General features: G+C 49.7%; 12 protein-coding genes. 1 reads left to right on the forward strand and 11 read right to left on the reverse strand.

Annotated features, from left to right (window positions below; translation table 11 throughout):
• Nucleotides 1–199 precede the first annotated feature (199 nt).
• On the forward strand, nt 200–1021 hold the full coding sequence (locus B153_RS0110105; RefSeq protein ID WP_020596584.1) for a response regulator transcription factor: 822 nt from the start codon (nt 200–202) through the stop codon (nt 1019–1021).
• Between the two features lie 13 nt (nt 1022–1034).
• Here B153_RS0110105 and B153_RS0110110 read toward each other — a convergent pair whose 3' ends face one another.
• From B153_RS0110110 to B153_RS0110160, 11 genes are all read right to left on the reverse strand, one after another.
• The gene (locus B153_RS0110110) at nt 1035–1517 is read right to left on the reverse strand and encodes a response regulator (protein ID WP_020596585.1); all 483 of its coding nucleotides are present in this window, start codon (nt 1515–1517) and stop codon (nt 1035–1037) included.
• A 124-nt stretch (nt 1518–1641) separates the two neighbouring features.
• Entirely contained in the window at nt 1642–1908 is a 267-nt protein-coding gene (locus B153_RS0110115; RefSeq protein ID WP_020596586.1) for a hypothetical protein, read from the reverse strand.
• A 164-nt stretch (nt 1909–2072) separates the two neighbouring features.
• Nucleotides 2073–2525 (reverse strand): hypothetical protein, encoded by a 453-nt coding sequence (locus B153_RS0110120; protein WP_020596587.1) that lies wholly within the window; start codon nt 2523–2525, stop codon nt 2073–2075.
• A 139-nt stretch (nt 2526–2664) separates the two neighbouring features.
• Nucleotides 2665–4659 carry an alpha/beta hydrolase family protein gene (locus B153_RS0110125; protein WP_026262046.1) on the reverse strand — a complete coding sequence of 665 codons (1995 nt, stop codon included), beginning with the start codon at nt 4657–4659 and terminating at the stop codon, nt 2665–2667.
• A 43-nt stretch (nt 4660–4702) separates the two neighbouring features.
• Nucleotides 4703–5983: an aminotransferase class V-fold PLP-dependent enzyme gene (locus tag B153_RS0110130; protein WP_020596589.1), complete on the reverse strand. Its 1281-nt coding sequence runs from the start codon at nt 5981–5983 to the stop codon at nt 4703–4705.
• A gap of 36 nt (nt 5984–6019) precedes the next feature.
• Nucleotides 6020–7408 (reverse strand): M20/M25/M40 family metallo-hydrolase, encoded by a 1389-nt coding sequence (locus tag B153_RS0110135; RefSeq protein WP_020596590.1) that lies wholly within the window; start codon nt 7406–7408, stop codon nt 6020–6022.
• A 73-nt stretch (nt 7409–7481) separates the two neighbouring features.
• The gene (locus B153_RS0110140; protein ID WP_020596591.1) at nt 7482–8015 is read right to left on the reverse strand and encodes a hypothetical protein; all 534 of its coding nucleotides are present in this window, start codon (nt 8013–8015) and stop codon (nt 7482–7484) included.
• 181 nt (nt 8016–8196) lie between these two features.
• Nucleotides 8197–9204 carry a glycosyl hydrolase gene (locus B153_RS0110145; RefSeq protein ID WP_157634629.1) on the reverse strand — a complete coding sequence of 336 codons (1008 nt, stop codon included), beginning with the start codon at nt 9202–9204 and terminating at the stop codon, nt 8197–8199.
• A gap of 128 nt (nt 9205–9332) precedes the next feature.
• A complete protein-coding gene (locus tag B153_RS0110150; protein ID WP_020596593.1) occupies nt 9333–11366 on the reverse strand; it encodes a plastocyanin/azurin family copper-binding protein in 2034 nt (677 codons plus the stop codon).
• Nucleotides 11367–11400: 34 nt separating this feature from the next.
• Nucleotides 11401–11742, reverse strand: a complete 342-nt coding sequence (locus B153_RS0110155; RefSeq protein WP_020596594.1) for a tRNA-binding protein — start codon at nt 11740–11742, stop codon at nt 11401–11403.
• A gap of 103 nt (nt 11743–11845) precedes the next feature.
• Nucleotides 11846–13552, reverse strand: coding sequence for a PA14 domain-containing protein (locus tag B153_RS0110160; RefSeq protein WP_020596595.1), 1707 nt, complete (start codon nt 13550–13552; stop codon nt 11846–11848).
• Nucleotides 13553–13653: the final 101 nt, after the last annotated feature.

Consider the following 13653-nt stretch of genomic DNA (forward strand, 5'->3'; position numbering starts at 1 on the left):
AGTAGATACATCTGTGGACCTGATTAACCTTACGTTTTCTATTTTTTCTGGCGCAAAGCAACAACTGCCGGACCATTGCCTCACTATCTTAATATAAATAATTCTTCATGTTAAGCCAACCTAACTTTCGTTAGGAAGGCAGGTTATGTTTCTAGGTGTTTGTCTGTTGAATCTGTGGTTTTGCCAGTAACGATTTATTATGAGTGTCATCAAACCTGCCCTATTGTATCCCGAACGCATCATCTACCTTTCGGGTGCTAATAATTACAGTTGGATTTGTTTTCAGGATGGCGAGAAAAAACTGCTCGCTAAACCAATCAGTTATCTGGAAGAGCTGCTACCCGATTTTATCCGTGTGCATAAAACCGCTTTAATCAACCCCACGTATGTGCAAAGCCTGCATGAACCTCCGCACCGGAAAATGTCGGGTAAAGTACAATTGAATAGTGGCGATGTGTTTCCGGTTAGCCGCCGACGATGGCAACAGGTTGTCGATGCGTTACAGAATCATACAACCGCTCTGGCGACTCAGGAACTACTCCAGCCGCCCACGTTTACCCAACCTGAATCGGCTGTGGTGAGCCCAGCTCCCGCACAGGCAACCCGGTCTGTTTTTCTGATTTCGCAGGATAGAGAGATGGTAACGTCGGTAGAGCATGTGGTTCAGAAAAAGTGGCCTGGCTATGTAGTTCAAACCAGCGCCAACAGTGTCATACTTCCCGATATTTGGGGGCAGATGCCAGCCAGCGAGCATCCTATCTTGCTGTTGCTCGATGCCCGAACCATCACGCTGGAGCGATTGAATACCCTTCAGCGTTTGAAGAATAATAAAACGCTTGGTCGAATTCCCGTGATTCTATTAACCTCGGCAACCGATCAGGCCATTGTGAATGGTTATCAATATAAAGCCAATTCAGTAGTGGCAATACCACCCGGTACAGGCTTTATCGACGCTATTTTTGAACGTGTATTCCAATATTGGCTTCGAATTGTTACCCTGCCCAGTATGGCGATGAATTAATCCCTGCTGCCCATCAGACCGAGAACTGAACGGGCGGCAGCGTAGCAGTTTCCCACCAGTACGTTCGTAAGGCCATAAAGTACCGAAGCCAACCCTTTAAGTCAGCCGGTTTGATTACGTAGGAGGCTATACCCTGCTGGTAGGCTTCTTCTACATCGCTACGCTGGCTCGATGGACTAAGAACCACTACGGGTATGCGATTGCAGGCAGCGGGTAGTGCCTTGATCTGCCGTAGTGCGTTCCAGCCATCTTCGCGGGTTGGTAAAAACAAATCCTGTAAGATCAATTTAGGAAGTTCCCACTCCTGGGTATTCCATTCCTGAAGTAAGTGGATGGCCTGTTCGGGCTGATTGGTATAAATAAGCGTTACTTCGGGTAACCACTGCTGCATGGCTTTGGCAATCAGTGTGCCATGACCCGGGCCATCCTCAATAACTAATAACTTGGGTTGTTTGAAATTAGAGCGAATTTGCTCGTAAAATGTAGTCGGCGACATAGACGTAGAGTAATACGAATAAAAAGAGGAGAAGTGTGCTGCAATTTGAGGTACGATTCAAAAGCCTAATGCGAAAACAATACTGCTGAATCATACCCATTTCCTGGCTATTGTCTGACAACGGCTAGGTTGTATCGCGTTGTCGGGTATGGGCCTGATTGGGAGCGGTGCGGTTTCTCCGGTTCGTGTTCCTGTTGCTCGTTGGTGTCGACGTGCTCGAATCGGATGGTATCGTCGATGTCTGAGGCAGGTTGTTTGGGTTGTTCATCGAGCCGCTGGTCGTCGAATCCCGGTTTGGGCGGCTGTTCTGATTTCGGAGCGTTGATTGCGCCTGACTTTCCAGGTTGGCTAAACCAACCAGTAGGGATGCAATAACTACTGCCTTTTTCATACGAAGCTGGGTTTACTGAAAATCAGACACAGTTCTCCTTAACCCAACCTTATCAAACCAAAAGACTAACAGAGTTTCCTGAAATAGTTAGGAAACGGTGCGGTGCGGCAATAAAAAAGCCGATGAATCGTCATCGGCTTCGTTATAATCAATTTTGTGAACGGTTACTTCCTATACACAACCTGTATCTTACCAACGGAAGTACCTAGCGTATAGTTGACCGGCGCGGTTGCGGCTAGTTCTTCTATATTTTTGGTTTTCGAATAGGTGTACGTATCCTGCCCACCCGCATCATATTTCAGGGTAAGGGTATTGTTCGAGAAATCCCAGGTGCCGGACGCATCATCAACGGTTACCGAGCGGTAGTTTTCGTTGAACGTATTGTCCGAATAAATGTCGATGGTGGACCCGTATGATTCAAAATAATAGAGATCGATAGCCGCTCCATTCACATTCGATGTGGTGGAGGTAGGGAAGCCACTGAGTACCCCTTTGTTTAATGTCCAGCGCCCTACAACAGGTGAGGCAGGTGCGGGATCGCTTTTACTACAGGAAACTAGGCCCGCAAAAGACACCACCAGGAGGAGTGCATACAGGTGATAAACGTAACGCTTCATAATCAGTTGATTTTTAGGGATTCTGAGTTAAAACAGAACAAGGAACTGTAAACTACAAAAAAAACGAATAATGCAACACGTATTAGTACGCACAATCTCGACTTTTTGATGCACGGTTCTCTGTATAGGTTAACGGAAATCAGAGGTTTTTGGGTTTTAAATATTTATCGAACCACTGTAAATACCGATCAACCCGGTCTTTCTGGTAGCTCGGAACCGTGATGCCGTGAAACTGGCCGGGGTAAATAATGAGTTGCGTAGGGATGCCCAGAGAGCGAAGAGCCTGAAACATTTGCTCACTTCCGGCTGCAGGTACGTTGAAATCTTTCTCTCCGGCCATAAACAGCGTCGGCGTTTTGATCCGATCGGCTTTCAGGAATGGATACGAGAGTTTCAGCCATTTTTCAGGGTTTTTCCAGGGCGCACCCAATTCGTTTTCATATTGATTGGTGTACTGATCGATACCGTACATGCTTAGTTGCAGCGAACTTCCGGCTCCACTGGCGGCCGCTTTAAACCGGGTATCGGTCGCAATGGTATAATTCGTCAGGATGCCGCCATAACTCCAGCCACCAATACCCAGTCGATCCGGATCAGCGATGCCTTTTTCGACCAGATAATCGGCCGCGCCCAGAATATCCTGCACTTCTTTATTTCCCCAGTCGGCGTAGATGGCTTTGGTGAAGTCGATACCCCGGCCGTTGCTCCCCCGGTAATTAACCGCCACTACGGCATAACCACCTGCTGCCAGAAGCTGACGAGTCAGGTCAAATGAAAACTCATCCTGCGATACGGGGCCTCCGTGAATGTAGAAGATGGTTGGGAGTTTTTTCCCGGCGGGCGTATTCACTGGGCGATACAATACGTTCGAAACCTGCGTACCATCCTTACTTTTCGACGTAAATCCTTCGACCGTTGCCAGTTCGAGCGGTTCCAGAAACGCATCGTGTACATGGGTGAGCCGACGGAACGACCCCGTTTCGATGGCGTATACTTCGCCGGGTACCTGCGGTTCGCTGACAAGGGCTACCCAACTTCCGGCGGTGCTGGCACTGAGGTTGCTGAATACCCGGTTGCCACTGGTCACTTTACTGAATTTACCGTCGAGGGTGTACTGACCAATATAGGCCTGTCGGTCGTCCTGAACGATCACGCCAATACTTTGCCCGTCTTTGGCCCAGACTGGGGTGCGAACCGGGCGGTCCAGCGATTTGGATAATAACGTAGGTTCGCCCCCGTTCTGGCCGACTACGCACAGAATCGGCTGGTCGTACATGATGAAGTTACTCGAAGAGGTAGAGCGCAGATAGGCGATACGTTTTCCATCGGGGCTCCAGGTAGGGTTGTTGTCGGAGCCGCTCCAGGTAGTCAATTGTTTCATCTGAGCGCCTTTCTGGGCCGCGATTACGTAAATATCGGTATTCTCATTTCGGTCGGGGTCTTCGGTTCGGTTGCTGACAAACGCCAGGTATTGCCCATCCGGCGACCAAACGGGTGAGGTTTCATCATAGGCGCCCGTAGTCAGGGTATCCAGCTTTTTGGTGGCCAGATCAAACACATATAAATGAACCGGACTGCGCTCCAGGTACCCCTTCATGTCGGCCTTGAAATGATACCGATCCAGTACGTATGGTTTCCGAACTTTAGTTTTGGCCGAATCCGCATAATCGGGGTCACGCAGCACCATGGCGATCTTTTTGCCATCCGGCGACCACTCGTAGTCTTCCAGATCGGTTTTGAGATCGGTTACTTTTTTCGCTTCGCCACCCCGTCGGTCCATCAACCAGATCTGGGCTTTGGTAGCGCCCTGCCGGGCCGATACGAATGAAAGGTATTTCCCATCGGGGCTGAATCGCGCCCTCGATTCACCATCAGGACTATTGGTGAGCTGAACGGTTTCTTTCCCATCCCAACTGACCATCCATAAATCGGAATTACGCTTGTCTTTCGTTGTATCGACGGTGGCAAGGCCGTAGCTGATCCACTTCCCATCGGGCGAAACCTGGGGGTCGCTGACGGTTTGCAGTCGGTACATATCTCTGGGCACAATCGGCCGTTTTTTGGCCGGAGTTTGGGCTGAACCTGTCAAACTGAGCAGTAATAGCGAGCCAAAAAGTAGGGAGTAGTTTGTCATAGCGAAGACTAAATATCGGTCAATGAAGGAAGAGAAAATGGGTTTAGGCAGCCAGGGCTTTTAACGCGTTTATAAAAGTGTCTAATTCGGCTGTCGTTGTATAAATGTGGGGAGTAACCCGAATGCCGCGTACATTAGCCGCCGGGCTATCGATGGCGACCGTAAAGATTTTGTATCTACTGAATAGGGTTTTAGCCAGATCGGCCGGAGCAATTTTTTCCAGGCCAACGTTGGCAATGGCACAGGTTCGGGCTGGGTCTTCGGGGGTGTTCAGAACAATTCCCGGATGATGACGGATCGTATCGGTCCAGTAGCGTTGCAGATAGCGTAACCGGGCTTCTTTCCGCTCAATGCCGATCCCTTCATGAAAGCGAACAGCATCCTGAATAGCTAAGTCGGTGGCTACCGGGTGCGTACCCGTATGATTCAGCTTTCGAATGTCGTCGTCGGCAAAGTTGCTGTCGGCAAACAGCGGCCATAAACCTTTGATTTTATCTTTACGGACATACAGTATACCAGCACCGAGCGGAGTTCCCAACCATTTGTGCAGGCTGCTGGCGTAATAATCGCAACCTCCCAGATCACTGATTTTAAAGTTCAACTGCGCAAAAGCGTGTGCCCCATCGACCATTACCTCTACGCCATGCCGATGCGCCATCTCGGTTATTTTTCGAATGGGCAAAATATGGCCCGTAATGTTGACCATATGGCAAACCATCAGCAACCGCGTTTTGGGCGTAATGGCATTTTCGTATACGCGAACAACCTCATCGTCGGATTTGGGGTGGGCCGGAATCGAGATCATCCGGTTTACGATCCCATGCCGCCGGGCCTGAAGTTTGAACATATCGAGCATCGCGCCATAATCCTGCTGCGCCATGATCACTTCGTCGCCCGCTTTCCAGGTCAATCCGGCAATTACGGTATCCAGCGATTCGGTCGTATTTCGGGTAATAATTAACTCGTCCGTAGAGCAGCCTAACAGATTGGCCAGTTGCGTTTGCGACTCCCGTTTATCGTCAAACTGGCGCGTCCGCATATAATAAGACGATACGGAGTTGATCTGCTGAATATGTTTCAGATAACTATCCAGAACGGGTTGGGCCGCGAGCGAATAGTAGCCGTTTTCGAGCTGAATAAACTCGCTGGTTACGGGATAAGCTGCTCGGATCTTTGCCCAGAAGTCGTCATCAGTTGCGAGAGTAGCAGGGGCGATATGTGCCGATTGGGCCAACGTTTCGTCTAGGCCAGCCCATTGACCAACCGATAACGCAGTAACACCCGCGAGGGATTTTAGAAATTGGCGCTTGGAGAGCTCGGCCATAGCAAAGGGTGGGTTTATTAAAACCAAAATTATTGCTTATCGCAGGTTTGGTACGGGCAATACGGGTAGACTTTCGTTGCCATCTTCACTCACAGCCTGCACCGCGAAGTAGTAATTGTCTTTCGAGAAAGGAAGCGTCATGCCCAGTTTGGTGGTAAAGAACTTTTTTTGCCAGAACGGCCAGTACGTCTCCCGCATCAGCACATAATAGCCTTTTACCTTACCCGTTTGTGGAGCCTGCCAATACAGTACCGTCGAGTTGGTCAGGTTCCGAACATCGACCGTTACTTTTTGGGGCACGGCTGGCGCCTTTGCCAGATTCGCCAGTGTGGCCAGGTTGATCGCCGTATTTTTGCGTAGGTACTCGAAATCCATAAACTTTGGATAGTCGCCATATTCGATTCCGTTTTCGGTACGTAAGTCCTGGTGCTGGTGTTCGTAGTTCTCATTCATTTCGGTGATGCGGACAGCCGCAAAGCCCCGTTGAACATAGGGTGTATGGTCGCCCCCACGCAGGTAACGGTCGTTCCGGTATACCATAACCACTTCCAGATTTTCGACATAGCGTTCGCCAATCTCTTTCAGGTAGCGGGCCAGTGTGCGGGCTTTTCCATCGTTCTCATTGCCAAACCGCTGGATCTGACCAATACGGCCCGTTGTATCTTTCAGCAGACTCGATGGTAAACCCTCACTGAATACCCGCAACCGGGTGTTGTCGATGATGCGGGTATCGCTGCTGTTGTTGCTGCCCATGATGTCGTTGTTCAGCACCGCTTCTACATTCCAGTTTTCCTTAAGTGCCCGTTCGGACAGGTGTTCGGCACCCAGTAATCCCTGCTCTTCGCCGGTTAGGGTGACGAAGATGACCGTAGCCGGAAACGACGATTTGCTCATGACACGGCACAGTTCAATAACGGCGGCTGTTCCCGATCCATCGTCATTGGCACCCGGTGCATCCGCTTCGCGGTTCATGACGTTGGTAACCCGGCTGTCCATGTGCCCCTGTACAATAAAAACCCGGTTGTCGTTCGGATCGGTGCCTTTCAGGGTAGCCATCACATTCCCCATATTGGCAGGTTTATCGACCCGACGGCCGTCGGGCTGAAGCGTCCATGTATCGAGTGTGGCGGTCATACGCCCGTTCGACTGTTTGGCGTACTGATTGAATTTACTCAGAATCCATTGCCGGGCGGCTCCGAGCCCTTTTTTACTAACCTGAGCCGATGCGTCAGCGGGTACACTTAGCGTATGTCGGGTGCCAAAACTAACCAGTCCATTGATATGGGCCCGTAAGCTATCGGCTGAAATCTGGGCTATCAGATCGGCAATCTGCTGGTCGCGGTTAATGATGGCAGTTTGGGCATTGACAAATGGGGAGATAAAAAATGACAAAAGCAGGAAGGACGCTAAGGTAGACGTGCGCATGAGTTTGTTTGCTGATTGGACTAGCTAATCTAGCAAAAAAGCGCCAGCCTGAGAAATTGTAGAGCGCTACAGCTCAAAACGACCAGGCCACACCAGCCCCCATAGCATGCAGGCCTGTGAGGGGCACTGGAGTAGCCGAAAAGCCTAACCGGGGCTGGCGAAGAAGGGTATTGTAACGGGTTACGGCCTTGTTGATTTGTCCATTACCGATAATGGTGAAGGTAAGGGTCGCGGCAATGGAGCCGCCATAAACAGTCCAATAGGTACCATTGCTTTTATTGCTGCTCAGAATAATATACGCCAGGGGGACTAATGCCGTCAGGCGACCTATGGTGGTTAATGTGCGAAATGCCTTAAATCGATGGCTAACCTCTGGGTCATTCAGTTCATAAAATGGTATTTCCAGCGAATAAGGTGACGACAGCTTTTTACCACCATAAAAATATACGCTTCCTAACGACGATGACCCATAGGCCCGTTCGATTGGCAGCAGATGCGCGGGTATAGGAACTGATCGATAGTGCAAGGTATCGTCGTCGCGTCGACGCTGGGCATGAGCCGAAAAAGAAAGAATGCCAAGTAAAATGAGCAGAAAAATGTTTCGCATACGCTTAGAACGAAAAATACCACGATTTAGGAGTTAACGACCTAAAAAACAATGACGCCTTAGTAAGGGGCGTCATTGGGTAGTACAGTTTATTCTTGGTTAGCAAGATTCATGGGTACGTTTTTCATTAGTAGGATGCGAATCATAGCTAGTATGCTTTTGGAATAAACTATTCGACCAGCTATGGATTTTGCTGAATAAATTTTTTATATACACCCAAAATAGGTTTTTGATTAACCAAGGAATATTTGTTTTTCCAGGCTCCTAATCCATAAACAGCTTCGCCGGGATTGTAGTGAGTCGATTGCTTATTGGCAAAAGCAGGCTCATCAAAGAGTTCATAAATAAATAGCGCATCAACATATTTATTGCGTCGAATAAAACGGAGGTTTCGCAGGAACCAGGCGTTATCTGTTGATTTTAATGAATACGTCGAACCATTTCTAATATTGAATTCGGTAATCCATATCCGCTTTGCAAAACGTTGGTATAAGTGGTTGGTGACGTTTCCAAATGATCCACCTGCGTTCTGTAAATCAGCCATATCTGAATACCAATGGCAACCGACAATATCGTAATTGACTTTATATTGTTTTAATAACTCAAGGAATCCCCAGTGTATCCAGGTATGATTGATAATCAATCTGGCAGATTTATCTTCCTGTTTTATTCCATCGCAAACACCTTTGAAATAGGCCATTACATAAACGGCCTTGGTGGTATCGAAGTCAGCGACATTTGTTCCATGTCTTTGGGGGAGAATTAGATTATTATCCTCTTCATTGCCAACTTCGTAATAATCAAAATATCGTTTATACGTTCTGGAAAAGTTTTTTCCGTATTCCAGGCCATTCTTATAAGCCGCGTCTGAAGAATTAGTTTCATATACTGTTTTATTGAAAACTAATACAGGCACTAATTTTATGGAAGCCTTAGTAGATTTTTGTATGATTTCATTCAGACGCTCGGCATTCACTACATGCCCCGCTGGGTCTACAGGAAGGTCGATTCTATAAAATTTGCTGTTAATACTTTTTAAAATCTTTAGCTGCAAATCTATATTATTCGAATAGGCCTCTTGCGTTAGCGGATGTCCACACACACCGTATTTAAATGTGCCTCTGGGGGCCTGCGCCATAGAAAATAAGTGAACTGAAAACAGGCCAATGCATAGTACCAGCTTAAGCATGTACATAGATAATATTGGTTTATAGACTATTAAGTACAAGCTTGGGCATAGGTAATCTTTCTATAGAACCCATGTTTTTCTTCAAACGGGTTCTATAGAAAGATAAACGCATTCATAAGGTCAGTGTTTTACTTCACTACTTTCAACGTTCCCTGCATCAGGGACGAGTGGCCGGGGAAGGAACAGACGAATTGGTAATCACCTGCTTCGGATGGAGCTACGAAATAAATGGTTTCGGAGGTTTCGGGCTGGAGGATGTTTGTGTGATACAGCACGTTGGGTGAGTTGGGCACGTAGTTCATTTTAGGGCCGTTCAGGTTTAGCCGTAGAGCCGCTTCTCCAACCGCATTAGCCGCGCCGGGTTTGGTAATGACACAGTTGTGCAGCATGTCGTCGTTGTTGTTGAACACGAGTTTGATGCGACTCCCGGCTTTCACCTCCAATTTATCCACATCGAATTTCAGACCCGGTTTGGTGCCGATGGTAATCGTTTGGTCGGGGCCATTGGTCCAGTCGGCAGGCATCGCAACAGTGCGTTTGGCATTCACGGCTTTTACGTTTTTGGCGGCTGTGGTAGCGGCCTTTTTCTCCGTCGCCATCATCTCGGCATGCTCGTGTTTGGCCATAGCAACCGCGCGGGCGGGCAGGTTTAATTTCTCTCCCGGTGCAATGGCATTGAGGGTATAATACCCAACGGAATGGAGCAAGGGGGCATTGGCCGATGCCGAGCGAATGCCTTCGGCCTTCACTTCATGGATATAGCCTTCACGCAGGGCGGTATCCGCTACAATGCGGGCGCTGAGCCCGTCGGGAGCCACCACAACGCCCCGGATCGGTACGGGTCGGGCATCCTCAATCGGGCTTCCGTACGTACGATGGTAGCGGTAGGTAAAACTATTCAGGCTATAGCTTTCAGGATTTTCAGCCGTTTTACGATCGACAGGGAGCGTGAACGACACTTCGAATCCATCGGGTTTTGAGGTGATGGTTTTGATCTCGAATGGGACTTTACCCGTCCAGACCAGTCGTTGAACTCCGTAAGGCTCCTTTCCGGTAGCTGCCCAACCCCGGCTGGTCATACCCACGAACAGAGAACCATCCTGCCCCCAGGTAGTGCGAAGAATGCCCGACGAAAATCCTTCACGGAAGGGGAAACAGGCTCCCTGCCATTCACCGCCCACTTTTTCCATTGCCACCCGCATGATTTTGCTGTGCCCCTGATCGCCGACAAACAACTGACCTTCAAACGGACCAAACGCGCCTTTCGTGGTGTCCTGCCGAAAATCGGAGGTTGAAATGCCCATCAGCGTATGCGGAAACCAAACCGAAGGTACTTTCAGGTTCTTGAGGGTTTTTGCCACTTCAAACATCGGCTTGCCAGTGCTGGGAACGTCTTCTGGTTTCAGCGTCAGAGGGGAACCGGGCTCGCTGCTCCACCGAAGTCCGGCCGGGTTACCGGCAAACGAGCCTTTTTCCAGGTGGGTCATCCGCCCCGATCCAACCCAGTCGCCCTGGTTTTCGGTGTAGAAAATGCTGCCATCGGTTAGCACACCGAAGCCAGCTGGCGAGCGGAGCCCTGTAGCCCAGGGAGTCATTTCAACCTGACCGGCGGGAGTTTCGTGTAGTTTTAGCATCCAGCCACGCCATTTCGCCAGACTGGCGCCGTAGCCGATCCAGTCGAGGTTGAGCGTAATAATCATGTCGCCATCGGCAAGCAGCACCGGCCCATAGCTGTACTCGTGGTAGTTGCCCGAAAGCGGCCATTTGTAGAACGAGCTATACTCATCCGCTACGTCATCGCCGTCTTTGTCGACCAGTTTGGTTACTTCGCCCCGTTGGGTGCATAGAAAATACCCTTTTGGGTGCCACATAAGCCCCAGAGGTTCATGCAGGCCCGATGCGAACTTTTTGTAAGTAGGCACGCGGCTACCCTGCATATAGGGATTGCTGATGATCCAAACATCGCCCCGACGCGTACAAGCCGCCAGCCGCCCATCGGGCAGTGGAGCCAGCCCGCCTATTTCAAGCTTGATGTCTTCAGGAATGGGTAAAGTAATGATCCGGTAATAATCTTCTTCACTCGCCGGACGTTGAGCAAAGGTGAAAGAGTGAAAGAGTGAAAGAGTGAATAAGAGCGTAACTAAGCTCGCCAACTTACTCATTCTACAGGGTTCATTATTCATTTTACATTGATTTTTAAGCAATTCGTAAACCGTTTTGGGCTGTGCGTTCGGTCTGGAGCAGGGTTACGGTACCATCATCGGCCACGGCTCCCAATACCAGACATTCACTCATAAACGTAGCAATCTGTTTGGGTGGGAAATTGACGACTGCAACAACCTGTTTTCCAACCAATTCATCAATCTGATACAGCTTCGTCAACTGGGCTGAGGTTCGCTTTATCCCAAATTCGCCAAAGTCGAGGGTTAATTTATAAGCAGGTTTGCGAGCTTGCGGAAACGCTTCGACAGCCATGACCGTAGCCGTCCGAATTTCCACTTTCTCAAAATCTGCCCAGGTTAAATCGTTGTTGCTCATCATGAGTACTCTCTGTGAGCTTCCATTTAACTCGGCATATCTCTGTGCTACACTGTTTTATTTCACCGAGATGCACCGAGTTAAATAGAGCCTCAGAAAGGTTTTAGAATACAATCGAGTATTGTACTGACCCTCCACCGTTTTTCAGCTCAACAGGCAGCAGTAATTCCTGCTTTCCGTTGCTCTGACGAGTTTTCACTTTGGCTTTGGGGTCGACACGGATGTAATAGCTTCGGTCGTTGACGGCATACAGACCTTTACCGACCTCTTCGACCGATGACCCAGCCGCAATCCGGCAATAAGGGGTGCCAGTTGGTGAACCTGTCAGCGTTAGCGTCCGGACCAGGGCGTCACCTTCCGAATGAATTGCATCGGTAACGGAAGCTCCCGCCAGCTTATACTGGAGCGTAGGCTTACCCTGTTTGTCGATGGTAAGCCCCGTATACTGTAAGGTATTTTCGCTGACGCTATCCGGCCAGGCCGACGAGTCATTGTTCAGTACCATTAAAGGCGTTTGCCCCGGCAGAAGAACAACAGCGCCCAGTGGGGTGAGTAATTGAGGTTCACCCCGTTCGTACCACATTTCGGTGGTGTTGGCAAAATCGCCTTTCCATACCTGCAACAGGGCCATCTGGTTCAGATCGACCGTGTAGTGAATACCCGTTGGCGAACCAACTGACAGGCTATGGGTACGTTTGGTTTTCTCGCCCGGCATCTGTACAAATGACCGAATTCGCTGTACCTGATTCATCGGATCACTATAGTCGGGGTTCACACCGATAACGGCTATCGCATCAGGCTCAGGGAGAGAAGATTGTGCATGAAGGGGTTGCGGCCGCGTACCCGCCTGCGACACGAACAGTCCTAAACCCGGCCGGAACCACGAACGGGAGAAATAGACCCGAACATCGTGCGGCCCAGCCGTCAATGAAACCTTGCCCGGATTTGGCATACCCAGTTCGAGGTGATTGATGGGGATAACTTCTTTGCCGTCGATCCAGAGAGCGGCCAGCCCGCCCTGATTGAGGTCGAACTGGTAATCGCCCGTTTGCAAGGCGTTCAGTTTGCCGGTAAAAAACAGGCTGTACTGCCGAGGCTGACCATACGACACTTCGTAAGTCAGTTGGCTGGTGGTATCCTGTTTGAGCACTTTCCGACGCATGGCATCCTGTGGGTCCTGAACGTAGCCGCCTTCGACAATGGTGTAACTCAGCGGACCGCTCCACTGGGCAACCATGCGGGGCGACATAACCCGGTAACCTACCTTGCGAAGGGCTATTGTCCCTTTCTTAGTCATTAGTGTCAATGGACCTAGCTTTCCATTGGCCAGGGTCTGACTTTCGCGGAGGGTAACGCCGTTCAGGGCCAGTTTCTCAAGGGAAGAGAAGCCTTTAGGGCCTTTTGTCTTATACCAGACATCGACCGTTTGCCATAAGCCGGGTGCTTTCAGGAGCCGTGCTGATTCACGTGAATCGGCAAAACTGATCTGTTGGCCCGTTGGCAGGGTCAAAACCGCATCGGCTCCGGCAGAGAGCATGACTTCGAAGCGTAACCTGAAATCGTCGGTGGGTGTCAGTAACGTGAGTGGCTCGTTTGAGCCCACCAGCACATTGCTACCGGATTGGGTGCGTATCGACGAAGCATCGGCAGTAGGTGATACCGACCCAACGAGTTGCCAGCTATTGGGTCGGGCCAGTTGCGCAAGCGATAAAGCCGGTAAATCAACCTGGGCGTAAAGATTTTTCGATACCAGACAGACGGTTAATACGAGCGCTGTCTGGCGTACGATAGAGGAAAAGAATGTAAGCATACTGGAGCAAAAGACGTAAGGGCACCGATTGTACCCACCAAAATTACGTAAAGTCGAGGGTTTATTGATGACGCTGGCTAAAAGAGATCGTTTATGCACCG

This window comes from Spirosoma panaciterrae DSM 21099 (genome assembly GCF_000374025.1).
Taxonomy (GTDB): domain Bacteria; phylum Bacteroidota; class Bacteroidia; order Cytophagales; family Spirosomataceae; genus Spirosoma; species Spirosoma panaciterrae.